Raw genomic sequence first — 26,532 nt, forward strand, 5'->3', positions numbered from 1 at the left:
TCAATGCTTAGTATCAAGAATTTACATGCCAGCGTGGAAGAGAAAAACATCATTAAAGGTCTTAACCTTGAAGTTAAACCTGGTGAAGTACACGCTATCATGGGCCCCAACGGAGCCGGTAAAAGTACACTAGGCTACGTCCTATCTGGTCGTGATGGTTACGAAGTAAGCGAAGGCGAAGCCACGCTTAACGGTAAAGACCTATTAGAGCTTGAAGTAGAAGAGCGTGCCCGTGAAGGCCTTTTCCTTGCGTTCCAATACCCAGTTGAAATTCCTGGCGTAAGCAATATGGAATTCATGAAAGAGTCAGTTAACGCTATGCGCGAGCAGCGCGGCGAAGCGCCATTAACAGCTGCTGAGTTTTTAAAGAAAGCAAAAGAAGCGTGCAAGCAGGTACAGCTTCCATTGGATTTCTTGAAGCGCGGTGTAAACGAAGGTTTCTCTGGTGGTGAGAAGAAGCGTAACGAAATCATGCAAATGATTTTGCTAGAGCCAAAACTTTGTATTCTTGATGAATCTGACTCTGGCCTTGACGTTGACGCACTTCAGGTTGTTGCCGATGGCGTTAACAGTCAGCGCGACGGTGAGCGCAGCTTCATCGTTGTTACCCACTACCAGCGTCTTCTAGACTACATCAAGCCTGACTTCGTTCACATTCTTGCCGACGGCAAAATAGTGAAAAGCGGTGACGCGTCACTAGCGCTAGAAGTTGAGAAGAGCGGATACGCATTCCTAGGTAAAGCGTACGAGGAGGCTGAAGCATGAGTCAATGGCTAGAACAGGTCATTGATGCGGCGCAAATCTCCGATTACTTAGCGCCCGTGCGTCAGCAGGCCTTAGAAAAGTTAAAAGCTGATGGTTGGCCAGCCCGTAGAAACGAAAGCTGGCGCTTTACACCGTTAACGCCACTTGAGAAGCGTGAAGCGAAGCAAGCGGTTCAGGCAGATTATCTACCAGTACCCGCTATCGATAACCTAAATGCTATTGACCTTGTATTTGTAGACGGTGTATTGGTCACGCAGGTTAATACGCTAAATGTGCCAGCGGGCATGAGCATCACGTCGCTTAATAATGATGATGCTGCCACGCAACAAGCGATCAGCAGTGTATACGGTCAGGTTAAACCTACCCGTCATATGTTTGGCCTAGTTAACGATGCGCTGTGCCAACACGGTATATTTATTAATGTTGAAGCAGGCGCGAAAATCGACACGCCAGTGCGTATTGTGAACATGGCGTCGCAAAATGTTGATGCTCATACGCGTGTGGTGGTGAAGGTCGCTGAAGGCGCAAGTGCTACTGTTATCGAGCAAGGTTTTGGCGATACTGAAAGTTTAACCACAGCGTTTGCTGAATATGACCTTGCTGATGATGCACACCTAGAGCACTATCGTTTTGCTATGTTTACCGGCAAAGCCAAGCAATTAGGCGGCAGCCACTTCAAACTTCATAACCGCACCACGCTTAACAGCACCATGGTGGGCTATGGAAGTGAGCTTTCCCGTTTAGATGTAGACATTCATCACGCCGGCGAATTTGCCGATGCAAAAATGAATGCCATTTATCTTCTGGCGGAAGGCGAGTTATTTGACCTTCACTCTACCATCGAGCACGCGATGCCTAATGGCACAACAGAAGAAAACGCGCGTGGGATTGTAGGCGATAAAGCACGTGCCGTGTTCAATGGTCGCATTCATATTCATCGTGATGCGCAAAAGACATTGGCTGAACTTAATAACCGCAACTTGTTGCTATCTCGCCGTGGCGTTATCAACACCAAGCCTGAGCTTGAAATTTATGCTGATGACGTAAAATGTGCTCACGGTGCAACGGTTGCTGAAATTGAAGAAGAAGCCTTGTATTACATGCTTACCCGCGGCGTTTCTCGCAGTAAAGCACTTGTAATGCTCAACTTTGGCTTCATTCAAGAGCTTATAAATGACGTGCCTAATGCGGCAGTCCGTGAATGGCTAGCACCAATTTTAAGTGAGCGCTTCGCCCAAATGGAGGTGAAATGAGCTTAGACGTTGCAGCACTTCGTGCCCAGTTTCCTATTTTATCTAAAACGGTAGACGGCAAGCCGCTGGTCTACCTAGATAATGCGGCAACAACACAAAAACCTCAGGCCGTTATCGACGCCTTAGTAGATTTTTACACGGGGACGAATGCAAACGTGCACCGCGGTGCGCACCATTTATCGGATGAAGCCACGCGCCGTTACGAAAATGCACGTACCAGCGTTGCAAAGTTCATTAACGCAAATGCGCGTGAAGAAGTTATTTGGACGTCGGGCACAACAGAAGCCATTAATATTGTGGCTAATGGCCTTGGTCAACTTCTTAGTGAAGGTGACGAAGTGATGGTGACTGAGCTGGAGCACCACGCAAACTTGGTGACCTGGCAACAAGCGTGTCGCCGTTCTGGTGCAACGCTCAATGTTGTGCCTATTTTTGATAGCGGTGAGCTTGATGTTGAAGCGTTTGACAGATTGCTGTCTGAAAACACTAAGCTAGTGGCGTTTCCACACGTATCGAATGCATTAGGTACGGTGAACCCAATTAAACTGCTTACTGAAAAAGCGAAAGCGGTTGGCGCATGGGTGCTGGTTGATGGCGCACAAGGTATTGCTCATGGCGGTGTTGACGTACAAGACATTGGCTGTGATTTTTATGCGTTTTCAGGGCACAAGCTATTCGGTCCAACAGGCATTGGCTGTCTGTGGGGCAGAAAAGAGGTGCTAGAAACCTGGCCTGTTTGGCAGGTAGGCGGCGAGATGATCAAAGACGTGACCTACCATGAAGCCACATGGGGTGCATTGCCAAATCGTTTAGAAGCCGGTACGCCAAACATCGCAGGTGCCATTGGTATGGGCGCTGCAGTAGATTGGTTTAGTGCCCTTGATGTCAATGCATTGCATGAACATGAACAAAAGCTGCTTGCCTATGCTACCGAGCAGGCCGAAGCGTTTGACGGTATGCGGATAATCGGTACGGCACCTAAAAAGGTAGGCGTGCTGAGCTTTCTACTGGAAGGCGCGCACCCGGCGGACGTGGGCTTTATTCTCGATAGACAAGGCGTTGCAATTCGTACCGGTGATAACTGTGCACAGCCGCTAATGAAGCGCTTTGGTATTCCGGGTACTGCTCGTGCGTCGTTCTCAATTTACAATACGCTTGAAGAAGTCGACAGCTTATTTGCTGCGCTTAAAAAAGCAAAAATGATGTTGGCCTAAGGAGGCATTATGAGTGTTGAAACTTTCGTACCTAGTACAAAACTCATTTCGCTAACTGACAGTGCCGTTAAGCATTTCGAAAGTAAGCTTAAAGACAAGCCTGGTCAGTTAATTCGTTTATCGACAAAAGTAAGCGGCTGTACAGGTTACGCCTACGTGCTTGATTTCGCAGATAGCGCGCAAGCCGATGACGAAATTGTTGAAATTTCGCCACTACTTAACGTAGCCGTTGCTGCAGATGCCACCGATCTACTGCGTAATACAGAAATTGATTACGTTACAGAAGGTGTTAACGGCGTCATTAAATACAACAACCCCAACGTGGTTGATGAGTGCGGATGCGGTGAAAGCTTTAACGTAGGCTAAGTGCCACGTCAAAGGCCATCAGTGGTAGAACAAAGAGTACTAAGTAGTTTATGAAGCAAAAAATGGTGACCACCGAGCGCGACTGTAAAGCGCGCTTAGTTCCAGCGGGCAATCCAACCGTGATCCCTGAAGGTGAGTTTGTGAATATCACCCAAGAGCTCGGTGGTAACTATACGGTAACGTGGCGTGGCAACATGTACCGTATCGATGGTACTGATGCAGGTGCTATTGGCCGAAAAGCGATGACTCTGAGCTTTGACGCGCCAGAAGATGGCAATATTAGCGAGCAGCAAGTGTGGGACGCGTTAGAAACTATTTTTGACCCTGAGATCCCTATCAATCTCGTATCCCTTGGTCTTATCTACAAAGTGGAAATTGATCAAGATACTAGCAGCGTCAATATTGATATGACCCTGACCGCACCAGGCTGTGGCATGGGCCCAGTATTGGTTGGCGACGTTGAATACCGAGTTGCCATGGTTCCCCATGTTAAAAACGTCAACGTAGAGCTTGTATTCGACCCTGCATGGTCCCGTGATATGATGAGTGAAGAAGCACAGCTTGAAGCAGGTCTGTTCTTCTAATCATCCACGCAGTGAAATTTAATCACACAACTTTTCAAACAAACTAAGCGGAAATAGTAATGCAACTACCTAGCAGTGACGAAATTATTGATGATTTAGCGTTCTTCGACGATTGGGAACAGCGTTATCAGTACATCATTGATTTAGGGAAATCTATTCCGGGCTTGCCTGAAGATGCTAAAACATCCGAGCGTTTGGTCAAAGGGTGTCAGAGCAGCGTTTGGCTGGTGGAGTCTTACGACGGCAATAAAATCAACTTTGACGTAGACAGCGATGCAGTTATCGTTCAAGGACTGCTTGCGTTAGTACTTGCCGCTTATAATGACAAAACGCCAACAGATATTTTAGCGTTTGATATCGACGGCTATTTTGAAGCACTAGACCTAGAGCGTCATATAACGCCAACCCGCGGTAATGGCTTACGCGCCATCGTAGGTAAAATTCAAGAATTAGCAAAAGCCAACGCTTAATTTTTTAAGCGTTGGTTTCTTTAAGCCGTTTAGGGTTTCATAGTAAAGGCAGTGGGGCAGGTGAGTCCTCGATAATTAGTTCTGTGCAAAATAATCTGTACGCTGTCATCATATTGTCATCGCCAACAGGCTAACCTTTCTCTACATTTGCGCGTAAAAACAGTACTTTATATCTGATTTGATAAAGGCTCTGGTCAAGCTGCTATTTATTGCCTATAATTCGCGGCCAAAATTTTAAAGATACACACACTATTTGTTTGGAGAGAGAACATGGCTCTTGAGCGTACTTTTTCGATTATCAAGCCTGATGCGGTAGCTAAAAACGTAATCGGTGCAATTTACAACCGTTTCGAATCTGCAGGTCTTCGCATCGTGGCATCTAAGATGATCCACATGAGCAAAGAGCAAGCAGAAGGCTTCTATGCAGAACACAAAGAGCGTCCTTTCTTCGGCGCACTTGTAGACTTCATGACGTCTGGTCCTGTTATGGTTCAAGTACTAGAAGGCGAAAACGCAGTTCTAGCTAACCGTGAAATCATGGGCGCAACTAACCCAGCTGATGCAGCTGCAGGTACACTACGTTCAGACTACGCTGCGTCAATCGACGAAAACGCAGTTCACGGTTCTGACGCTCCTGAGTCAGCAGCACGTGAAATTGCTTACTTCTTCTCTGAAGAAGAAATCTGCCCACGTACTCGCTAAGATTACGTAGGTAGAATTAACGGGGCTATAAGCCCCGTTTTTTGTTTCTGAGCGTCTGAGCACGCTTTATGCTGCTTTGCTCGGCGCTCATTTAGGCAAGCTAAACAACGCTTCTCGCGCATTGCCTAAAGCGCGCTCAGTCACTCAGAAGAAAGATACACGCTTTATGCTGCTTTGCTCGGCGCTCATTTAGGCAAGCTAAACCACGCTTCTCGCGCATTGCCTCAAGCGCGCTCAGTCACTCAGAAGAAAGATACACGCTTTATGCCGCTTTGCTCGGCGCTCATTTAGGCAAGCTAAACCACGCTTCTCGCGCATCGCCAAACTTAACGTTTCTCTGCGTTAAATCGGCTTTTTCTCAAATCTCATCTGTGGTAAAATCCGCGCAAATTTTAATCAGCGCTTTTCTTTTTCTTAAACGTCGTTCAAGACATAGTCGAATCGCTGGTTTTTACACCGTATTCAGTAGTAAGAGGGGCATCCCTCGAAGGTAAAAGGGTCATCTTATTCATGGCAAAAACTAACTTATTAAACTTAAATCGCGAAGGCTTGCGCAATTTCTTCAAAGAAATGGGCGAGAAACCGTTTCGTGCCGATCAGGTGATGAAATGGATTTACCAGCACGGTATCAGCGATTTTGAGGAAATGAGTAACCTCAATAAAAACCTTCGCGCGATGCTCATTGAAAATTGCGAAATTAAAGCGCCTGAAATTGCATACTTTCAAGAAGCGAGCGACGGCACTATTAAGTTTGCACTTACCCTTGAAGGTGGTCAGGAAGTTGAATCTGTTTGGATCCCAGAAACTGACCGTGCAACGCTTTGCGTGTCATCACAGGTAGGTTGCGCGCTAGAGTGTACTTTCTGTTCAACCGCGCAGCAGGGGTTTAACCGTAACCTAAGTGTAAGTGAAATTATTGGTCAGGTATGGCGTGTAGCTACTTTCCTTGGTCTTTCAAAAGACTCAAGCAAACGCCCTATCACTAACGTAGTAATGATGGGTATGGGTGAGCCACTGCTTAACCTTAAAAACGTTGTACCAGCAATGGATATTATGCTGGACGATTTCGGTTTCGGCCTGTCTAAACGCCGCGTTACGCTGAGTACATCTGGTGTAGTACCTGCGCTAGATATGTTGGGTGACCAAATAGACGTAGCGTTAGCTATTTCATTACACGCACCCACCGATGAGTTGCGCAACGAGATCGTGCCTATCAATAAGAAGTACAATATCGAAGCCTTCTTAGCAGGCGTACGTCGTTATCTGGCCAAATCTAAAGCGAACCAAGGCCGCGTAACGGTAGAATACGTTATGCTTTCAAACATCAATGACAGCACTGAACAAGCGCACCAGTTGGCAAAGGTATTGAAAGACACACCTAGTAAAATAAACTTAATACCATTTAACCCTTACCCGGGTTCGCCTTATACATGTTCAAGCAATTCGCGTATTGATAGATTCGCAAAAGTGCTTATGGAATATGGGTTTACAACCGTTGTGCGTAAAACACGAGGTGATGATATCGACGCAGCATGCGGTCAATTAGTGGGTGATGTGGTAGACAGAACGAAAAGAATGTTAAAAAAACAGGTGAAGGGCGAAGCAATTTCAGTAAAAATGGCCCAATAATCATTAAGATATTAGGGTAAGACTATGGTTGCGGGATTGCGAACGTCACTTAAAATTGGCTTTTTAAGCGCGATTATTTTCACTTCTGGCTGTGTCAGTAATAGCCAGTCAGGGTTGTATGGCGGTAACTTCGATCACGAAGAAGCCGCCAAAACACGCATGTCCCTTGGTCTTACCTACCTTCAAAATAACAACTACACGCAGGCAAAAAAGAACCTCGACAAAGCGCTTGAGTTTAATCCACGCTCTGCAGATGTTCAGTTCGCTATGGCATATTACTATCAGCTGGTGGGCGATAACCTTCGAGCGGAAGAGTACTATGAAACTGCTATCGACCTAGCGCCTAACAATGGCGATATTGCCAACAGTTATGGCGCGTTTAAGTGCCAAAACGGCGAATACGAAAAAGCCAAAGCGTATTTCTTTGATGCGATAAATAACAGGCTTTACGCTAACGCAGCGCAAACCTACGAGAACTTGGCATTGTGCGCGCAAAGTCAAGGTAAGCTAGATGAAGCGATCGGCTATTTTCAAGACGCATTAAAACATCAGCCTGCCCGGGGCAAAAGTCTGTTCTTACTCAGTGAACTTTACACGGTTTCAGAACAATGGGAACTTGCTGAATCTACGTTACGAAAATACGAACGTGTTGCCAAAGTTACGCCTGATTCATTGTGGTTAGCTTATGAAATAGCCAAAGGGAAAGGGGACCTAGAGACTGCAAAGGGTTATGGCGAAATGATGATGTCATTGTTCCCTGAAAGTGAGCTTACTAAACGTTACTTAGTGCAACGTGAAAGTATGCAAAACAGAGTGGTTAAAACCGTCAAATCTACACAGCCAAACGATTCTGAAACAGAAATAAGCGAAAACCAAACAAATACCGACGGGCTTGCACAAACATCATCAAACGATAAAGAAAATGAAAAGAGCGTCGCCCAAGACAACGACGCTCAGCGTCAATCTCAGAGCAATAACTCCGACAACGCTCCTACAGCCACAGCTAACACACCAGAAAAAGTACAAAATACTGAATTATCTGTGCAAAGTGATAAATTCCATGTAGTAAAAGAAGGTGAAAACTTATATCGTATTTCTTTATTGCACAATATCAAAATGGCAACACTGCAAGAGTGGAATAACCTTGATAATACTGGCGCTATTATTGCTGGTCAGACGCTTTGGTTAGTACCACCGAGTATGCAGGAGGAATAAGGTTTAATGGTGTCGGAAGAAAAAGCGAATCAAGAAGTTACTTCGCAACAACAAGAAAACACGCCAAGTCCAGGGGCAATGCTAAAAGCGCGCCGTGAAACGCTAGGTTTGTCTCAACAAGATATTGCTGATAAATTATTTTTGAAAGCTAAACAAATCAATGATTTAGAAAATGATGTCATTGATGACAAGTCGTCAGTGACTTTTACAAAAGGATACGTGAGAAATTATGCCAAGCAATTAGGCATGAATTCTCAAGAAGTTATTGAGGCATTCGAACGCTTCCACAATCAAACATCTGTACCATCTTCTGAGAAATTACAGAGCTTTTCAAAGCGTGTCGCAAAACAGACACACGATGACAGGTGGATGATGGTAACTTATGTTATTTTACTTCTTATCATTGCCGCCGTTGTCGTGTGGTGGTATCAACAGCCTAGTGACGACACGGTAGCTGAACTGCCACTTAGTGAGGCTGTTAAGCGAGAAGCCGCTAATACGCCTGTCCCATCGGCGGGCACAGATACCGACAATGTAACTACTGACGCCTCGTCGTCGCAGGGTGATACGGCTGGAAACAATCAGCTAGACACGGGCGTGAGCAATAGTTCAAACTCAGAAACCAGCGGTGCGTTCAGCGACCAAGATAGCGGTTTTAACCAAGATGGTAGCTTGAATGATGGTGCAATCTCAGCACCCGATACAGAGGTGAATGATAGCAATAACCTAACCGCTCTGGTTGATTCTGCGAATAGTAACGAACCCCAACCCAACCTTAATGTGAATAGTCAGTCTGATGCAGCGCCAATTGCTATGGTTTTCACTTTCGACGATGACTGTTGGGTTAATATAAAAGACGCGTCTGGAGAAGCTATTGCCTATGGGGTAAAGCTAAAAGGACGAGTTATGGAAATTCAAGGCGTTCCTCCTGTTGAAGTTACGCTCGGTGCACCGGATAATGTGCGCATATCAGTTAACGGCGAGTCTGTTGATATTTCTTCATACCAAAACGGTAAAACAGCTCGCTTCGCACTTCCTTTATAGGTAATTAGATGTTTGCAGAAAGTCCTATTAAACGCAGAAAGTCTACGCGTATTAATGTAGGTAACGTCCCCATTGGTGATGGCGCTCCCATTGCTGTTCAATCTATGACGAATACGCGAACCACTGATGTGGCAGCGACCGTCGATCAAATAAACCGTATTGTTGCAGTGGGTGGGGAGATCGTTCGAGTATCTGTGCCCACGATGGAAGCGGCTGAAGCATTTAAAGAAATTAAAAAGCAGGTGAGTGTGCCACTCGTTGCAGACATTCATTTCGACTACCGTATCGCACTTAAGGTTGCTGAATACGGCGTAGATTGTCTGCGTATTAACCCAGGTAACATAGGTAATATGGAGCGTGTGCGCTCTGTGGTCGATTGTGCAAAAGACAAAAATATTCCTATTCGTATTGGTGTGAACGGTGGCTCGTTAGAAAAAGACTTACAAGAAAAGTACGGTGAGCCAACGCCAGAAGCGCTGGTTGAATCCGCAATGCGTCATGTGGATATTCTCGACAAACTTAACTTTGATCAATTCAAAGTCAGCGTTAAAGCGTCAGATGTTTTCTTAGCTGTTGGCGCCTATCGTCTATTGGCACAAAAAATAGACCAGCCGCTTCACTTAGGTATTACCGAAGCCGGTGGTCAGCGCGCCGGCGCCGTGAAGAGTGCAGTTGGCTTAGGTATGCTATTGGCTGAAGGTATTGGTGATACGTTGCGCGTATCGTTAGCCGCTGATCCGGTGGAAGAAATCAAGGTAGGCTTTGATATTCTGAAGTCACTGCGTATTCGCTCGCGCGGTATAAACTTTATTGCTTGCCCGAGTTGTTCACGACAAGAATTCGATGTAATCGGCACAGTGAATGCTCTTGAGCAGCGATTGGAAGATATTCTTACGCCAATGGACGTCTCTATCATCGGTTGCGTGGTTAACGGCCCAGGCGAAGCAGAAGTGTCTGATTTGGGCCTCACTGGCGCACGTAACATGAGCGGCCTATATGAAGACGGTAAGCGCGTTAAAGAACGTCTTCCTAACGACGATCTAGTGGATAAGCTTGAAGCTAAGATTCGCGCCAAAGCATCGCGTATGAGTGAACAAAATAAAATTCAGGTCTCGGTTAAAGACTGAGACATTTTTTGTTCATTGTTGTTTACTCCCAAAGCCCCTATAATGCGGGGCTTTTCACTATTTAGCAGTATGAGAATTTCACGTGGCTAAGACTATTCAGGCAATTCGAGGCATGAATGACTGCCTACCGGAGATTTCCGGTACATGGCAGAAGGTAGAATCTGTACTTCGTCAGGTTGTGGCGAGTTATGGTTACCAAGAAATACGTACTCCCATCGTTGAAAGCACCGACTTGTTCAAGCGTTCTATCGGTGAAGTTACCGATATCGTTGAAAAAGAAATGTATACCTTCGAAGATAGAAATGGCGACAGCTTAACGCTACGTCCAGAAGGTACGGCAAGTTGCGTGCGCGCAGGAAACGAGCACGGCTTATTGTACAACCAGCAGCAACGCCTGTGGTACATGGGGCCAATGTTCCGTCATGAACGTCCACAAAAAGGGCGTTATCGCCAGTTCCATCAGTTCGGTGTAGAGACCTACGGTATGGACGGCCCTGACATCGACTTAGAAGTTATTCTTCTTAGTGCACGCTTTTGGAAAGCTTTTGGTATTGAGCAACACGTAAAACTTCAAATAAATACGTTAGGTTCAAATGAAGCGCGTGCTGCATATCGCGATACGCTGGTTGATTTCTTAAAACAGCGCGCAGACCAGCTCGATGAAGATTCCCTGCGTCGACTTGAAACGAATCCACTTCGCGTACTCGATTCAAAGAACCCTGATGTTCAAGCTGCGATTGCCGATGCGCCAGCGCTAATCGATCATCTTGATGAAGAATCTAAAGTGCATTTTGAAACCTTGTGTTCGCGCTTAACGCAAGCAGGTATTGAGTTTGAAATAAATCCTCGACTAGTGCGCGGATTAGATTACTACAACCGTACCGTGTTTGAGTGGGTGACAGACAGCCTGGGAGCCCAAGGTACAGTGTGTGCTGGAGGCCGTTACGATGGCTTGGTAGAGCAGCTGGGTGGCAAAGCAACGCCTGCGGTTGGTTTTGCTATGGGCATTGAACGTTTGGTACTGTTGCTAACCACGTTAACCGAAGAAGGTCAGGACTCGAGCTTCGCAGATGTTTACGTAACGGCGATGGGCGAAGAGGCACAGTCATACGCTATTGAGGTAGCAGAACATCTTCGAAATACGCTTCCTAATACACGCATAATGATGCACTGTGGCGGCGGCAACTTTAAAAAACAATTAAAGCGTGCAGATAAAACAGGTGCACGCTTAGCGCTGCTTTTAGGCAATGACGAAATGCAGTCTCGCGAAGTAGGTGTTAAACCACTGCGCGATGGTCAAGAACAAGTTACAGTCAGCTTCGATACCTTATCTGATAAGGTTGCAGATATGCTGAGCGCAAAATAAAAAGAGGACATCATGGAACAGTTCGCAACAGAAGAACAACAAGTAGAAGCGATTAAACGTTTTTGGAAAGAGCACGGTACGGCGATTATCGTGGGTGCAGCACTTGGTCTAGGTGGCCTTTGGGGCTGGAGAGCGTATTCAGAAGCGCAAATTGAAACTAAAGAAGCGGCATCGGTTGCCTATCAAAATGCCGTAGAAACATTCGGTACAGAAGGCAGCGACGCAAAAGTTAAAGCTTTTATCGAAGAGAACAAAGACAGTGGTTATGCGAGCATTGCCAGCCTTCTTGCTGCTAAGCAAGCGGTAGATGCCGGTGATTTAGACGCTGCAGCTTCTCACCTAAATAGCGTAGTAACCTTTGCCGAAAATGATGAATTGAAAGTGCTTGCCTCACTTCGTTTGTCGCGTGTGCAAATTGAAATGAACCAGCTGGACGCGGCGTTGTCTACGCTTAGCAATGTAACAAATGACGCATTTTCAGCAGAAGTTTCTGAATTAAAAGGCGATGTGTATCAAAAACAAGGCAAGTTTGATGATGCTCGCTTAGCTTATTCAAATGCGTTAGAAAAAAATGCCAACAATCCGCTTTTACAAATGAAGTTAGATAACCTATCGGTATCTGCTGCGCAATAAGCGAAAGCCTTAGGGCTGGTATAAATAATAAAGAGGTACGCAATTTGTTTCACAACACGTGTGGCCGTAAAGGTCGATTTGCTCGCACGATAGGTATGGCACTCGCGGTGTCTATCACAATGTCTGGCTGCTCAACTATTTCAGACTGGTTTGCAGATGATGAAGAATTAGAGATTCGTCGTTTAAAGCCTATTGAGGCTAAATTCACACCTAAATTAGTGTGGGATCGCGATATTGGTGATGGCGTTAATCATTACTTCTCTCGTCTTCGCCCTGTTTATGCCTATGACAAGCTTTATGCTGCCGATCGCCATGGCGCCGTTGTCGCGATGGACCCTGAGTCGGGTAAGGTGTTGTGGGAGAAAGATTTCGCACAGTTTCGCTCTGAGGGCATGCTAAGCTCAGTCACTAATTTGTGGCGTAGCGGTGAGACTGCACGTATTGGTGGTATCGCCGTAGCAGACAGACACGTATTCATTGGTACAGAAAACGGCTATGTAGCTGCAATGGATGCAGAAACCGGAGAGTTAGTTTGGGATGCGTCTGTTCCCGGTGAGATTTTAGCGGCTCCGGCAGCTGATGAAGGTATCTTAGTGGTTAATACGGGGGCTGGTAGCTTATTTGGTTTCAATACCCGCACTGGTGAACAGTTGTGGAGACACGAAGGTGATACTCCTCCGCTAACATTACGTGGTATTTCTGGCCCAATCGCATCTAACGGTGGTGCTATCATCGGCACACCTACAGGTAAGATTCAGGTTAATCTTATCGAAACAGGTGTACTTGCGTGGGAAACGGTAATTGCAACGCCTTCTGGTGCAACAGAGTTAGAGCGTATTGTTGATATCGACACAACGCCTGTTTTATTTGGCGGCACGGTTTACACGGTTTCTTACAACGGAACATTAGCTGCTGTAGAGTTACGTTCAGGTCGTGTAATTTGGAAACGTGAATATGCATCGTTTCGCAATTTGAATATCGACGGCAATAAAATTTTTGTTGTAGACAACAACTCTAACGTTTATGCCCTTGATAGACGAAACGGCGTAGAGCTTTGGTCTCAAGGTTCACTTAAGCATCGCTCATTAACGGCTGCTACTCCGGTAGGCGACCATGTGGTTGTTGGTGATAACTGGGGCTTTCTACACTGGATTGAACAAGAAACAGGTGAAGTTGTTGCACGTCTAGATGTTGGCGGCGATGACGAAGATGATTCAATCTATGCTGCGCCGTTGAAGGTTGATGATAAGATTATAGCGGTAACACGTAATGGCGTAATAGCGTCGGTGCAAGTTCCAAAGTAACAGGAACGTTTCGCTAATATTTAAACAGAAAAGGTGCTTAAAGCGCCTTTTTTTATACCCCGCGGTTTTTTCGGGCCTAAACTTGGCCATTATCAATGGGTAGACGGTTTCTCTTCGTGTTATTGAACGCCATTGGTATTAGGTAGTGAACAAGGTATAATGCGCCCATTCTCAAAAGCCTCATAGTAATTCACCTCTCGTTAGAGAATACAGCTCCCGAACGTTAGTTGTAATAGATGGTGTATGCGGCTTGTGCTTTTTTAGCTTTCATGACCCCTAGGATCTGATAAATGTTACCCGTTGTTGCTTTGGTTGGCCGCCCTAATGTTGGTAAGTCTACCTTGTTTAATCGCCTTACAAATACCCGTGATGCACTAGTTGCTGACTATCCGGGGCTAACTCGCGACCGTAAATACGGCCAAGCGAAATTTGAAAAGCGCCAGTTCATAGTAGTGGATACCGGCGGTATTACGGGCGATGAAGAGGGCATTGATGCTGAAATGGCACAACAGTCTTTGTTAGCTATAGAAGAGGCTGATGTCGTATTGTTTTTGGTTGACGCAAGAGCAGGTATGCTGCCAGCCGACCAAGGTATCGCTGATCATCTTCGACGCATAAACAAAAAAGTGTTTGTTGTGGCGAACAAGGTTGATGGAATTGACGGCGATAGTGAAAGTGCGGAATTTTACTCCTTAGGCTTAGGTGATATTAAGCAAATTGCTGCGGCGCACGGTCGCGGTGTTAGCCAATTGCTGCAGGACGCCTTAAAGCCACTTGAATCTGATTTCCCGGACATGGAAATTGTCGATGAGGAGCCTGAAGAAGAAGAGGATGCTGAAACGCAGCGTCAACGCCTTCAAGAGTTACCTATCAAACTTGCTATCGTAGGTAAGCCCAACGTGGGTAAGTCGACACTGACAAACCGCATTTTAGGTGAAGAGCGCGTGGTGGTATTTGACATGCCAGGCACCACCCGTGACAGCGTGTACATTCCAATGGAAAGGGATGAGCGTGAATATATCCTAATCGATACCGCGGGCGTGAGAAAGCGCAAGAAAATTAGTGAAGCCGTAGAGAAGTTCTCTATTGTTAAAACTCTTCAGGCAATTGAAGAAGCTAACGTAGTGCTATTGGTTATTGATGCCAGAGAAGGTATTACCGACCAAGATCTTAGCCTATTAGGCTTTGTGCTTAATTCAGGTCGTTCATTAGTAGTTGCCGTGAACAAATGGGACGGATTAAGTACTGAAGTGAAAGACGACATAAAGCGCGAGATGGACCGTCGTTTAGGCTTTATCGACTTCGCTCGAATTCATTTTATTTCTGCGCTTCATGGTTCGGGTGTTGGTAATTTATTTGAGTCTGTACAAGAAGCGTATATGAGCGCGACCAAGCGTATTAATACCGCGCTGCTTACACAAATTATGGAAATGGCTCAGGATGACCATCAACCTCCGCTGGTGCGTGGTCGCCGAGTTAAAATGAAGTATGCTCACGCAGGTGGTTACAACCCACCGGTTATTGTTATTCACGGTAATCAAGTGGATGACTTACCAAGCTCTTATAAGCGTTTCTTGATGAACTATTTCAGAAAAGCGCTAGAAATTATGGGTACGCCTATCAAGATAGAATTCAGAGAAGGCAACAACCCGTTTGAAGGTAAAAAGGCTAATTTGACCTTGGCGCAGCAGCGCAAGCGCCGTCGTATGATGTCTTATTACAAAGATAAAAAGTAGCCTTTTTAAGGATTGGGCGCTATTTCTGACCAAGTGGCGATAGCGTCCATGCTTTACATTACTCAATTTCCCCACTATTGTGGCATGATGAAATCCCCAATTAGACTCGCTTTAGCGTGAATTGCATTTTGCCAGTCGTATTCAACTCTACGGTTTTCTTGATTTAATCTGCTAGGTCATTATTACACTTAGATTGTATTCTTTTCCTGCTATTCCCACTTTCTCTTTGTTCACACATTCAGTCATTTATAGGTACGTACCTTTGAATTCGGGAGGTTACCACGAATGTGAAATTTGGAGCTGTTTTTGCAGACACTACCTGTTTAGCAGACAGCCAACAGTGTTTTGGGAGATAAAGTGTCAGTAGAAAAATTGGTTAAAGTCGCCTCACCACTTCAAAAAAATCAAATGTATAACTGGTTTGATAGGTATAAACCAAAAGAGCAGCAAAAAGTATATATTCTCACCGCCAAAACAGAAGAAAAGCCAACGTTGAGTTTGCCGCTAGTTAAACGACGTTCTGCGAAAAAAGCTTAACGCGCGCTTTCCAAAAGCAGAGAGCGAACCTTTTTCATCATTTCAGACTCTTGCGGAACTTCTACGTTAACAATCAATTGATTGACAATATTGTCTGAAAAGTCAGGAGGAAAAGTCGTAGACACTTTTACGATTTTATCTTGTAGCTTAAAGACATAGGTTGTCGCGTAAATTGTTGGTGATGTTTCAGATGCCGCGCTCAGCCCCAATCTCCATCCTCTTAACGCGCTGTTAACCTCGTAGCGTGAGGCTGGACTGATTTGAGACAACGTTAACTGCTGTAAATCGGCTGTAGCACTAGCTCTTTGCAGATCACTTTCTAGTTGCTTAGGAAGTAGCTCGTTTTCATCTGAAGAAAGCTGATCTAAAAAGGGATATACGGTGACATCAACGAGCGCATCTTCAAACTCAGGGTGTATATAGCGAGTAATTGCACCGTTAAACGGGTCTGGATATAACTGAGTATCTAATTTAGTGAAGTCGCCAATGGCGTTTGGTACCTGTAATCCACCCTTATAGTCGCTAGCTTCTAGCGCATCGAACAAAAACTGGCTGGTAAATAATCCAGAATGTTTGGCATGTTGAATCCAGCGGGCAATCAACGATTGCGCTTCTTCTTCGGCTAAAGCGGTTTCCGTTTTCACATCTGTGTTTTCTGCGGCACTCGCATCAAATGAAGATGAGTCAATTTCTATCCCTCGCCATTGTAAAGTGAATTCTGCAAATTGTTTTGCGTGCTGTCGATGCATGCCAGGCGCTGCGCCAACATTAGCAATCAATAGTTCGTAGTCGTTTCCTTCGCCATAAGGGAACAAATGACTGAACTCTCCTGATTCGCTTAGGAGTTTAATAAAGCTGTCGGGCGAAATAGCATCTTCAAAACACAAATTAGTGGATTGAGAAGCATTTGCTTCGCTTAATGCTCGCTGGGCTCCACAAGCCCTGAGTAACGTCTCGCTCGGGTAGGTAGAAAAAACAGAGACAGGTTGATTGACCATAGAAGCAAAGGTGAAGTCAGGCACTAGTAACAGAACAAAAACGCACAAAGGTGTCAAAATTTTTGATACAGCGAACCGCTGTGACTTTAGGCTCCAAAATGCACAGGCCCGCTGGTAAATACTGGAAAAGGAAAACGCGTTTACATGAACGGGCATAATACTTAAGGCTACCTATTGCCGTTGAATGTGTGTCACTGTACTGGTTATTTCTCCGTCAGTCACCCGAGATTTTATCTCATCACCTACATTTACTTTATTCACGCTATTTATGGCTGCTTTGTTGGATAAAGTAATGCTGTAACCACGGGCGAGCGTTGAAAGAGGACTTACGGATTGTAAGAGGCTAACTTTACCACCAAGTTCATTTTTTTTGCTTCTAATGAGTGTATTCATGCTTGATAAGAGCTTGGTGCTAGCGTAATTCAGTTTGTCTTTTGCACGCGCCACGTTTGCTGATGGCGATTGTTTGTTTAGCCTGTAATCAAGACCTTGTAATCGCTTCTCTGCTTTTGCCAAGTCGTTTTGCATCTTATGCGCTAAACGAAGTTGTAGTCTGTCTAACGTTTGCCACTGCGATTGGATGCGGCTTTGTGGATGCAACGCATTTAGCCGTTGTTTCTTTAAAACAAGCTGTTGTTTACTCGTTTGAAGGTACTGATGTATTGCCCTTGCTAAGCGTTGTTTTTGCTGACTTAGCGTTTGGTAAAGAGCGGCAGAATCCTGACTTAAGATTTCGGCAGCAGCAGATGGGGTAGGGGCGCGAACATCGGCGACGAAGTCACTAATGGTGAAGTCTACCTCATGGCCTACGGCGCTAACTATTGGAAGGGCACTTGCAGCGACTTCTCTTGCTAAGCTTTCATCATTAAAACACCACAAGTCTTCTAATGAACCGCCGCCTCGCGTAAGTAACAGCACATCCACTTCTGCGCGGTGGTTAGCCGTTCTCAACGCATTAATTAACTGTAAAGGTGCAGTTTCACCCTGAACCATCGACGGATAAACAATGATTTCGGTTTGTGGGCTGCGTCGTTTTAATACACTTAATACATCGTGAAGCGCTGCACCGCTTGATGAAGTTATTACGCCGATGCGATTGATACGTTCAGGTAGCGCACGCTTGTTAGCAGTATCGAAAAAGCCTTCATTGTTGAGTTTGAATTTTAAGGCTTCGAACGCTTGCTTAAGCGCACCTTCGCCATCGCTTTCCATGTGTTCGACAACCAGTTGATAGTCGCCGCGTGCTTCGTAAAGGCCAACCGACGCTCGCACTAAAATTTTGTCGCCTTCTTTAGGGCGAATACGAACATTGCGGTTTGATCCCTTAAACATGGCCGCGCGAACTTGGGCTTTGTTGTCTTTGAGCGTGAAATACCAATGCCCTGATGCGGCTGCCACAAAGTTGGATATTTCGGCAGATAGCCAAATAAGGCCAATTTCGCCTTCCAGTACGGTTCTGGCTAAGCGATTTAGCTTGGTAACTGTTAAAATTTGTCGAGACGTAGATGGCGAATTTGTAAACATAAAAAAAATCACTGGGTTTAATACATTTAGAGTTTACCTGAAAACTAAAAAACACTACAATTGCGCCGCAATTAACCCTCAACTGAATAGGTGTTGTTGCATGCTACGTATCATCCAAGAAGCCCTGACGTTCGACGATGTGTTGCTGGTTCCCGGCCACTCGACCGTCCTCCCTCACACAGCCAACTTACAAACACGCCTTACGCGTGGCGTAACGTTAAATATTCCAATGGTGTCTGCTGCCATGGACACGGTTTCTGAAGCCCGTCTAGCTATTGCGCTAGCCCAAGAGGGTGGTATTGGTTTCATTCATAAAAACATGAAGCCCGAAGAGCAAGCCAAACACGTACGTGAAGTTAAGAAATACGAAAGTGGTGTGGTATCTGACCCGGTAACGGTTGAAGAGAATGCGACCATCGGTGAAGTTATCGCGCTTTCTAAGCGTCTTGGTTACTCTGGCTTCCCGGTGACTGACAAAGATAATAACCTAATTGGTATTGTGACAGGCCGCGATCTTCGCTTTGAAAAGCGTTTGAATTTGCCTATTAGAAACGTAATGACCGGTAAGGATGATCTGGTTACCGTTAAAGAAGGTGCAAGCTCTGATGTGGTGTTAGACCTAATGCACGAACACCGCATTGAGAAAATTCTTGTCGTCGACGACGCGTTTAAGCTTACAGGCCTGATCACTGTTAAAGACTTCCAGAAAGCAGAAAACAAGCCTAACGCATGTAAAGACTCGCTTGGTCGCCTACGTGTTGGTGCTGCGGTAAGCGTTGGACCAGGTACTGACGAACGTATTGCACTACTTGTAGATGCAGGCGTTGACGTTCTACTTATCGATACCTCTCACGGTCACTCGCAAGGTGTTATTGACCGCGTGAAAAAGGTACGTGCAGACTATCCAGATGTACAAATTATTGCGGGTAACGTTGCGACGGGCGATGGCGCGAAAGCACTTGCCGATGCCGGCGTAGATGCTGTTAAAGTGGGAATTGGCCCTGGTTCAATTTGTACTACCCGTATCGTAACCGGTTGCGGTGTGCCTCAAATTACTGCGGTATCAGATGCAGTAGAAGCGCTTAAAGATACTGACATTCCAGTAATCGCTGACGGCGGTATTCGTTTTTCGGGTGACATTGCTAAGGCGTTGGCTGCTGGCGCAAGCTGCGTAATGGTTGGCAGCATGCTAGCAGGTACTGAAGAAGCGCCAGGCGAAGTAGAACTTTTCCAAGGCCGTTATTACAAGTCATATCGCGGTATGGGTTCACTAGGCGCTATGGATCAAAGCCATGGTTCGTCAGACCGTTACTTCCAAGATTCTGATAACGCTGAGAAATTAGTACCAGAAGGTATTGAAGGCCGCGTAGCGTACAAAGGTCCAATTGCTAATATTATCCATCAGCAAATGGGCGGCTTGCGCTCAGCCATGGGCTTAACGGGCTGCGCAACGATTGAAGAGCTCAATACCAAGGCACAATTTGTGCGCGTAACTTCAGCCGGAATGGGCGAGAGCCACGTTCACGATGTAAGCATTACCAAAGAAGCGCCAAACTACCGTTTAGGTTAAGGCGACCGACGACTGCGAGGCTGGTACTACACCAGCCTTTGTTCTTTTATTTAACGGGTAAAAATAAAACATGACCACAAATATCCACGACCAACGCATACTTATTTTGGATTTTGGCTCGCAATACACGCAGTTGATAGCACGTCGTGTTCGCGAAATAGGCGTTTACTGTGAGCTTTGGGCTTGGGATGTGACCGAAGAGCAAATCCGCGAATTTAATCCTCAAGGGATTATTCTGTCAGGTGGCCCAGAGTCAGTAACCGAAGAAGGTTCACCACGCGCGCCCGAGTACGTATTTGAAGCCGGCGTGCCAGTGCTAGGCGTGTGCTATGGCATGCAAACCATGGCACAACAGCTAGGTGGTGGCGTACTGGGTTCAGACAAGCGTGAATTTGGTTATGCGCAAGTAGAAGTGATTAAGCCAAGCCCGCTGCTGGATAAAATTGAAGATGCGATAGGCGATAACGGCGCGGCGCTGCTTGATGTATGGATGAGCCACGGCGATAAAGTGGCAGCTATTCCCGAAGGTTTTGAAACCATCGCGCAAACCGCTTCATGCCCACATGCTGCAATGTATAACGCAGAGAAGCAATTCTATGGCGTGCAGTTCCACCCTGAAGTGACCCACACTCGCCAAGGCATGCGTCTATTAACTCACTTTGTGATGGACATCTGTAAGTGTGAAAAGCTCTGGACGGCTGGCGCAATTATTGACGATGCCATTGAGCGCATAAAAGAGAAGGTGGGCGATGAAGAAGTTATTCTTGGCCTTTCAGGCGGCGTAGACTCGTCAGTAACAGCAATGCTGCTTCACCGCGCAATCGGAGACAAACTTACCTGTGTGTTTGTAGATAATGGCCTGCTTCGTTTAAATGAAGCTGATCAGGTTATGGAAATGTTTGGTGACCACTTTGGCCTAAACATCATCCGTGTAGACGCTGAAGAGCGTTTCCTTGATCGCCTAAAAGGCATTGAAGATCCTGAGCTTAAACGTAAAGCTATCGGTAATGAGTTTGTTCGTGTATTTGACGAAGAAGCGGGTAAGCGTGAAAACGCGAAGTGGTTAGCGCAAGGTACTATTTACCCAGACGTTATTGAATCAGCGGGTTCTGCAACGGGTAAAGCGCACGTAATCAAATCGCACCACAACGTGGGTGGTCTTCCAGAAGATATGGAGCTAGGTCTTGTTGAGCCACTGCGTGAACTCTTTAAAGACGAAGTACGCAAAATCGGCCTTGAGCTAGGTTTACCGTACGACATGCTTTACCGTCACCCGTTCCCTGGTCCGGGTCTAGGTGTTCGTGTACTTGGTGAAATTAAGAAAGAATATTGCGACTTACTACGTCGTGCTGACGCTATCTTCATTGAAGAGCTATATGCAGCTGACCTATACCAAAAAGTAAGCCAAGCGTTTACCGTATTCCTTCCAGTGCGCTCAGTTGGCGTAATGGGTGATGCGCGTAAATACGACTGGGTAGTAAGCCTTCGTGCAGTAGAAACCATCGATTTCATGACAGCTCACTGGGCACATTTACCCTACGACTTCCTAGGTAAAGTGTCGAATCGCATTATCAATGAAATTGACGGCATTAGCCGCGTAGTATACGACATTTCTGGTAAGCCTCCTGCTACAATTGAGTGGGAATAAACGGGTGTAAATTTACCGAAAATGAAAAGAGAGCCTTCGGGCTCTTTTTTTGTATCTACTTAAAAAAGAGTAAGTTAATAAGCCTGTTACTATAAGGGTGTATATTTTCGCATATATTGGTATGCTGATTTATACCAAATTTGTAACCATACCGTCATAAAAATATCATTTAATGGCGACGTCCTTCTTTAAATTTATACTAAAGGTTAAGCCGTGTTCAATTACACAAGCATCAGCCGTTTGGTGATGACGCCTGTTCTCGCCAGCTTTTTAATTCTTGTACTATTAAACGGTGCCTCAATTCTAAAGTCTTTCTCGTTACTTAATTCATTCGATGAGTTAGAAAACACCCTTGTTCAGTCAGAACGAGACGTCAATACCACGCTAAGTACTTTCAAAACTCAAGTGCAAGAGTGGAAGAACGTATTGTTGCGTGGCCACAAAAAAGACGACCGAGAAAAATACTGGGAGCGATTCAAGCAGAGAGAGGCCGACATCACTCGCCAGTTTGACCTGATGCTATCAAGTAGTGTGATAAGTGAAAGCGTGAAGTCAGATATCAGGCAATTTCAAAAAGCCCATGCAGTCATGGCCGAGAAATACCGTGAAGGATACGACGCATTTATTAACTCAGGGTTTGATCCAAAGGTTGGAGATAGCTTTGTTCGAGGTATTGATAGAGAGCCTGCTAAGCTCCTCTCAGGTATCGCGGCGGAAATTGCAGCCGATTCAGCGAACGCGATTGCTGAACTTAAAGCCAATACGCGCACTATGCTCTGGATAATTCTACTGGCAGCAATTGCGCTTTCTGTGCTTTCTGTTGCTTATGTGATTGCTCGTTTGCGCTCTCAGGTTATTAAACCAACGAAGCAGGTTGCGGCGTGTATATCCAACTTGGCTCATAGCCGTTACGACTACGCGTTAACGTATTCCAGCGACCATGAATTGGGCATGCTGGCAGAATCTGCCAGGGCATTACAAAACAAATTAAAAGATTCGGTTGCGCAGCTTCAACAAGCGGAGACCGAAATGGAAAAGGCGTTTGGCACCCTCGGTAACGTCAGTCAATCCATTATGGAAGGCGCCAATGGACAACGGGATGCGTCGCGCTCGCTTGATAGCAGTACGGATAAACTTAAAGAGATTGTGCAAAATTTAGTGGCAATCACCGACCAAGTTGCTGTGGCGACAAATAACTCAGAAAAGAACGTGGCAAGTTGTTATGCCACGTTTGAAAGCGCCAATGCAGGCTTTAAGCAACTAGCAAAAACGGTAACCGAATCAAGTAATATCGTGTCAGAACTGCAAAGCCGCAGTACCAATATTCTAAAAGTGGTAAATGTTATTAATGAAATTGCCGATCAGACTAACCTGCTGGCTCTAAACGCAGCAATTGAAGCTGCTAGGGCAGGTGAGCATGGCCGTGGTTTTGCTGTGGTAGCCGACGAGGTTCGAGCACTTGCAGCTAAAACACAGCAGTCGACCAAGGAAATTAACGACATTTTAAGTAGTTTTGAAGCGGAAGCAAAAGGCGCCGTTGCGGCGATGTCGTCAGGCAAGCAGCTGTCAGACACAAACGCAGCAGAAGCAGCGACAGCGCTTGAAACACTCAATAACGTGGTGAGGGATATTCAAGAAACGGCCAGCGTAGTTGTGGCACTTAACGAAGCCGCAGATGAGCAAGAGGCTGTACTTCAGCAGGTGGAAACAATTATCAGTAATGTGGTCACATCATCTGAAAAATATCATCAACTTGCTCAGCGTGATGACATGTCACGCTCAATGAAAAGTATGTCAGAAAATGTTGAAAAGGTGGTGAACAGTTTGACCCGCTAACTGTGCTTTGTCAGTATAAAATCGTTAAAAGGGAGTGTTTGAACAATGTTCACGCTCCTTTTCTTTTATCTGTTATAGATGCGCGCGTCCTAAACCAGTATTGATAATAATGACAACACCACTCGTATTTCATCCTATTTATAGCCAGTTAGATCTTCCTGAGCGACACCGATTTCCCATCGAGAAGTACGTAGGTATTCGCGATGAATTGTTAAATCGTGGTGTGGAAGCATCGCGTTTTGTTACTCCATCACCGGTTGATCTTTCTTTTCTCACTGCCTATTACGATCCGGACTATGTTGATGCACTAAGTACTGGCGCATTAGATAGGAAAGCCATGCGCCGCATAGGCTTTCCCTGGTCGCAGCAGCTGATTGAGCGTACCCGTACTGCCGTCGCTGGGACCTGTTTAACAGCCAAGCTAGCTCTAGAGCATGGAAAAGCATTGAATTTAACGGGCGGGTATCATCACGCGTTTGCTGATTTTGGTTCAGGTTTTTGCTTGTTCAACGATTTATATTTGGCAGCGAAAACTATGCAGCAAACCCCGTCCGTTGAAAATGTGCTTATTGTCGATTTAGATGTGCATCAAGGCGATGGCACAGCAAAACTTGCCGAAAACGACCGTGATATTTTTACCTTATCTATTCATGGTGAAAAGAACTTCCCTCACAGAAAGCAGCGTTCCGATATTGATATAGGGCTCGATAAGGGCACCGAAGACGATGAGTATCTAACTACGCTAGAACAAGCGCTAACGATGGTAATGAGACAATTCCAGCCCGATGCCATCATCTATGACGCAGGCGTTGATGTGCATGTAAACGACGACCTTGGTCATTTACATATTTCTACGCAAGGCGTGTACGAGAGAGATACGCAAGTCTTTGCGTTAGCCGAGCGTTTAGGCGTTCCGATTGCTGCGGTAATTGGTGGAGGCTACCAAAGAGATATTGCTGCGCTGGTAGAGGTGCATATTCAGCTTTATCGCGCGGCAGGCGTGATTGATTAGCAAACAGTGATGTCGAAATGAGAAGAGCACGCCATGCAAAAGCGGTTTGGCGTGCCCATCCTGTGTCTACGTGGTTATTTATTACAAAAAGTGCAGCTGAAAACCGATACCAATACGTTCTTGTGAGCGGTTATAATCGATAAGCGAATCGCCATAGCCATTGAAGTATTGAAGCAAGACTTCATAGCGGTCAGAGATAGGGTAGGTGAAGTCTAGCTGGATGCTGCCTCGGTTCTCATCTACGTCGAGGTTATTTCGTAAAAGCGCCAGTACTTTAAACGCGCCAATTTTCCTTCCATAACCAAGTTCCATTCTACCGTAATAATCTTGTATATCAGGGTTATCGTCGCCGGTAGGATCAAGCGGGTCTGTTTTCTCGTCTTCAGGAATACGGTACCACGTCTTTAGGTAGTAGATATCGTCATCGTCGCTAAAGACAATAGAGGCAAATATACGGTTCCAGCTTCGAGAGCGCAGCCCGCTTTGACCGTTAGACATATGATTGAAACCAACTTGAAAGGTATTAAATTTGTAGCCAAGTACGGAATAATCGGCTGTTTCTTGCCAAAAGACTTCTGGTTCGTAATTGGTCTCGCGAAACGGCTTCGACGCTTCGCTGTTATAAAGCTGCCAGAAAGAGGTTAGCGTAAAGCCAAAGTAAACACCGTCGAATCCTGTATCTTCCAAATAAAGCGGCAGCTTTGCGCTTACCTGAAATTTTGCTTCTTTATTGTCTATGTTCTCGTTTGTAAGTTCTTCACTTGCCACAGAGCTTGGGTTGGAAACGTAAGTAATTGGAAGTAGATAGTTTTGTCTATGCTGAGTGATAGCAAACACATTATCCAGTGCTTCTTTATCGCCTTCTAATCGGTTATCCAGTGCACTTTCCGTGATGGTGTCACGTTTGATGATATCGATAACTTCAATACCGCTTTCTTCCTGAGACGATTGATTTTCTTCATTTTCAACAGTGCGCTCTTGTTCACTATTTTCTGAAGATGACGCTTGTTCGCTTACCACTTCTTGTGATTGTTGAGCGCAAACAGGCGTGCAAGCAGCAAATGCTGCCAAAAATACAAAAGGCTTTAACACAGACACCTTTAATTCTCCGTAAAGTGGGGTTGTTGTTATGCTTAACTGAAGTCCAGTGCTTGGCCTTCTGAAGATGCAAATACTTGTAGATTAGACTCTGCCACTGTGACGTATACATTACAATGGTTTACAACATCATCTATATCGTCATCAGTCCGTTCTGGATCATGACTATATAAAGCTAATTTTTTTGCGTTACATGCCATTGCTAGTTTCACCGCTTCTTCCGCGACCGAATGACCCCATCCGTTCTTCGCTGGCATGTCAGACAACATATACTGTGCATCGTGTATTAGCAGATCGGCATTTTGTGCAAATTTTGCGAAATCGATAAAGTCTGTTTCTTTTTTGTAGGGGGGGTAAAGCTCATTATCTGTTATGTAAGCCACCTTTGCGTCATCGGCTTCAATACAATAAGCACTGCCACGACCGGGGTGGTTCATGGCTAAGCGAGTTATGGTTGCGCTTCCTACTGAAAATCGGCTTGTAGACTTGGGAATATCGACAATAGAAATGTTAGCTTTCAGCGCACTTCGGGGGACTGGAAATAACGACCCTTCCATTTGCTTTAAAATTTGATCAGGTTCATCAAGGAGGGTTTGACCCGGGTATATGTTGATTTCACGTGAAGTCTGATAGATAGGCGCAAAAAAAGGGAAGCCTTGAATATGATCCCAATGGTTGTGGCTCAACAGCAGATTAATGGGGGTATCTTTTTGAATAAGGCGCTCGCCAAGCACGCGAATCCCTGTGCCAGAGTCGAGGATGATATCGGTACCATCCTCAAGCTCAATGTGAACGCATGCAGTATTGCCACCATAGCGGACGTAAGCTGCTCCCGGGGTAGGGATTGACCCTCTTACGCCATAAAATGTTAACCGCATACGCCCTCTTTTCTAATCTAATC

At 45.6% G+C, this 26,532-nt stretch carries 24 protein-coding genes; 20 read left to right on the forward strand and 4 right to left on the reverse strand.

Features of this window, described 5'->3' with window-relative positions; all coding sequences use genetic code 11:
- Positions 1-3 precede the first annotated feature (3 nt).
- The 16 genes from sufC (at position 4) to WA381_RS05240 (ending at position 15,945) form a co-directional block, all read left to right on the forward strand.
- Complete coding sequence (gene sufC / locus WA381_RS05165) at positions 4-765, forward strand: Fe-S cluster assembly ATPase SufC (RefSeq protein WP_014979831.1); 762 nt, start codon at positions 4-6, stop codon at positions 763-765.
- Entirely contained in the window at positions 762-2,018 is a 1,257-nt protein-coding gene (sufD, locus tag WA381_RS05170) for a Fe-S cluster assembly protein SufD (RefSeq protein WP_156086670.1), read from the forward strand. The genes sufC and sufD overlap by 4 nt, the downstream gene beginning before the upstream one ends.
- The gene (locus WA381_RS05175; protein ID WP_156086669.1) at positions 2,015-3,232 is read left to right on the forward strand and encodes an aminotransferase class V-fold PLP-dependent enzyme; all 1,218 of its coding nucleotides are present in this window, start codon (positions 2,015-2,017) and stop codon (positions 3,230-3,232) included. The genes sufD and WA381_RS05175 overlap by 4 nt, the downstream gene beginning before the upstream one ends.
- Before the next feature lie 9 nt (positions 3,233-3,241).
- Positions 3,242-3,598 (forward strand): HesB/IscA family protein, encoded by a 357-nt coding sequence (locus tag WA381_RS05180; RefSeq protein WP_014950172.1) that lies wholly within the window; start codon positions 3,242-3,244, stop codon positions 3,596-3,598.
- 50 nt (positions 3,599-3,648) lie between these two features.
- Positions 3,649-4,182 carry a putative Fe-S cluster assembly protein SufT gene (sufT, locus tag WA381_RS05185; RefSeq protein WP_014977033.1) on the forward strand — a complete coding sequence of 178 codons (534 nt, stop codon included), beginning with the start codon at positions 3,649-3,651 and terminating at the stop codon, positions 4,180-4,182.
- Between the two features lie 59 nt (positions 4,183-4,241).
- A complete protein-coding gene (locus WA381_RS05190) occupies positions 4,242-4,652 on the forward strand; it encodes a SufE family protein (RefSeq protein ID WP_156086668.1) in 411 nt (136 codons plus the stop codon).
- A gap of 270 nt (positions 4,653-4,922) precedes the next feature.
- On the forward strand, positions 4,923-5,354 hold the full coding sequence (gene ndk, locus WA381_RS05195) for a nucleoside-diphosphate kinase (protein ID WP_012519000.1): 432 nt from the start codon (positions 4,923-4,925) through the stop codon (positions 5,352-5,354).
- A 510-nt stretch (positions 5,355-5,864) separates the two neighbouring features.
- Positions 5,865-6,983 (forward strand): bifunctional tRNA (adenosine(37)-C2)-methyltransferase TrmG/ribosomal RNA large subunit methyltransferase RlmN, encoded by a 1,119-nt coding sequence (locus WA381_RS05200; protein WP_014977032.1) that lies wholly within the window; start codon positions 5,865-5,867, stop codon positions 6,981-6,983.
- Positions 6,984-7,007: 24 nt separating this feature from the next.
- Complete coding sequence (pilW, locus tag WA381_RS05205) at positions 7,008-8,198, forward strand: type IV pilus biogenesis/stability protein PilW (protein WP_156086667.1); 1,191 nt, start codon at positions 7,008-7,010, stop codon at positions 8,196-8,198.
- A gap of 6 nt (positions 8,199-8,204) precedes the next feature.
- A complete protein-coding gene (locus WA381_RS05210; protein ID WP_156086666.1) occupies positions 8,205-9,242 on the forward strand; it encodes a RodZ domain-containing protein in 1,038 nt (345 codons plus the stop codon).
- Between the two features lie 8 nt (positions 9,243-9,250).
- Positions 9,251-10,369 carry a flavodoxin-dependent (E)-4-hydroxy-3-methylbut-2-enyl-diphosphate synthase gene (ispG, locus tag WA381_RS05215; protein ID WP_014950167.1) on the forward strand — a complete coding sequence of 373 codons (1,119 nt, stop codon included), beginning with the start codon at positions 9,251-9,253 and terminating at the stop codon, positions 10,367-10,369.
- Positions 10,370-10,451: 82 nt separating this feature from the next.
- A complete protein-coding gene (gene hisS / locus WA381_RS05220) occupies positions 10,452-11,735 on the forward strand; it encodes a histidine--tRNA ligase (protein WP_156086665.1) in 1,284 nt (427 codons plus the stop codon).
- A gap of 12 nt (positions 11,736-11,747) precedes the next feature.
- Positions 11,748-12,368: a YfgM family protein gene (locus tag WA381_RS05225; protein ID WP_014977028.1), complete on the forward strand. Its 621-nt coding sequence runs from the start codon at positions 11,748-11,750 to the stop codon at positions 12,366-12,368.
- 44 nt (positions 12,369-12,412) lie between these two features.
- Entirely contained in the window at positions 12,413-13,672 is a 1,260-nt protein-coding gene (bamB, locus tag WA381_RS05230) for an outer membrane protein assembly factor BamB (protein ID WP_014950164.1), read from the forward strand.
- A 290-nt stretch (positions 13,673-13,962) separates the two neighbouring features.
- Positions 13,963-15,408: a ribosome biogenesis GTPase Der gene (gene der / locus WA381_RS05235; RefSeq protein WP_156086664.1), complete on the forward strand. Its 1,446-nt coding sequence runs from the start codon at positions 13,963-13,965 to the stop codon at positions 15,406-15,408.
- A 357-nt stretch (positions 15,409-15,765) separates the two neighbouring features.
- The gene (locus WA381_RS05240; RefSeq protein WP_039218122.1) at positions 15,766-15,945 is read left to right on the forward strand and encodes a hypothetical protein; all 180 of its coding nucleotides are present in this window, start codon (positions 15,766-15,768) and stop codon (positions 15,943-15,945) included.
- On the opposite strand, the gene WA381_RS05245 is transcribed toward WA381_RS05240, so the two are convergent.
- Both WA381_RS05245 and xseA read right to left on the reverse strand, forming a co-directional pair.
- Positions 15,942-17,099, reverse strand: a complete 1,158-nt coding sequence (locus tag WA381_RS05245; protein ID WP_156086663.1) for a hypothetical protein — start codon at positions 17,097-17,099, stop codon at positions 15,942-15,944. The genes WA381_RS05240 and WA381_RS05245 overlap by 4 nt on opposite strands.
- A gap of 15 nt (positions 17,100-17,114) precedes the next feature.
- Positions 17,115-18,467: an exodeoxyribonuclease VII large subunit gene (gene xseA / locus WA381_RS05250; protein WP_156086662.1), complete on the reverse strand. Its 1,353-nt coding sequence runs from the start codon at positions 18,465-18,467 to the stop codon at positions 17,115-17,117.
- A gap of 100 nt (positions 18,468-18,567) precedes the next feature.
- Here xseA and guaB point away from each other — a divergent pair, with 100 nt between their 5' ends.
- The 4 genes from guaB to WA381_RS05270 all read left to right on the forward strand — a co-directional run bounded on the left by guaB (position 18,568) and on the right by WA381_RS05270 (position 24,533).
- Positions 18,568-20,037 (forward strand): IMP dehydrogenase, encoded by a 1,470-nt coding sequence (gene guaB, locus WA381_RS05255; RefSeq protein ID WP_014950158.1) that lies wholly within the window; start codon positions 18,568-18,570, stop codon positions 20,035-20,037.
- 70 nt (positions 20,038-20,107) lie between these two features.
- Complete coding sequence (gene guaA, locus WA381_RS05260; RefSeq protein WP_014950157.1) at positions 20,108-21,685, forward strand: glutamine-hydrolyzing GMP synthase; 1,578 nt, start codon at positions 20,108-20,110, stop codon at positions 21,683-21,685.
- Positions 21,686-21,898: 213 nt separating this feature from the next.
- Positions 21,899-23,521: a methyl-accepting chemotaxis protein gene (locus tag WA381_RS05265; protein WP_014950156.1), complete on the forward strand. Its 1,623-nt coding sequence runs from the start codon at positions 21,899-21,901 to the stop codon at positions 23,519-23,521.
- Between the two features lie 109 nt (positions 23,522-23,630).
- Entirely contained in the window at positions 23,631-24,533 is a 903-nt protein-coding gene (locus WA381_RS05270; RefSeq protein ID WP_110289231.1) for a histone deacetylase family protein, read from the forward strand.
- 81 nt (positions 24,534-24,614) lie between these two features.
- Here the strand turns inward: WA381_RS05270 and WA381_RS05275 are convergent, their stop codons facing one another.
- Complete coding sequence (locus WA381_RS05275) at positions 24,615-25,631, reverse strand: phospholipase A (RefSeq protein WP_039231566.1); 1,017 nt, start codon at positions 25,629-25,631, stop codon at positions 24,615-24,617.
- Positions 25,632-25,666: 35 nt separating this feature from the next.
- The gene (locus WA381_RS05280) at positions 25,667-26,509 is read right to left on the reverse strand and encodes an MBL fold metallo-hydrolase (RefSeq protein ID WP_156086661.1); all 843 of its coding nucleotides are present in this window, start codon (positions 26,507-26,509) and stop codon (positions 25,667-25,669) included.
- Positions 26,510-26,532: the final 23 nt, after the last annotated feature.

It is taken from the genome of Alteromonas sp. CH_MED4-4, assembly GCF_037029575.1.
In the GTDB taxonomy this organism is placed as follows: Bacteria; Pseudomonadota; Gammaproteobacteria; order Enterobacterales; family Alteromonadaceae; genus Alteromonas; species Alteromonas macleodii.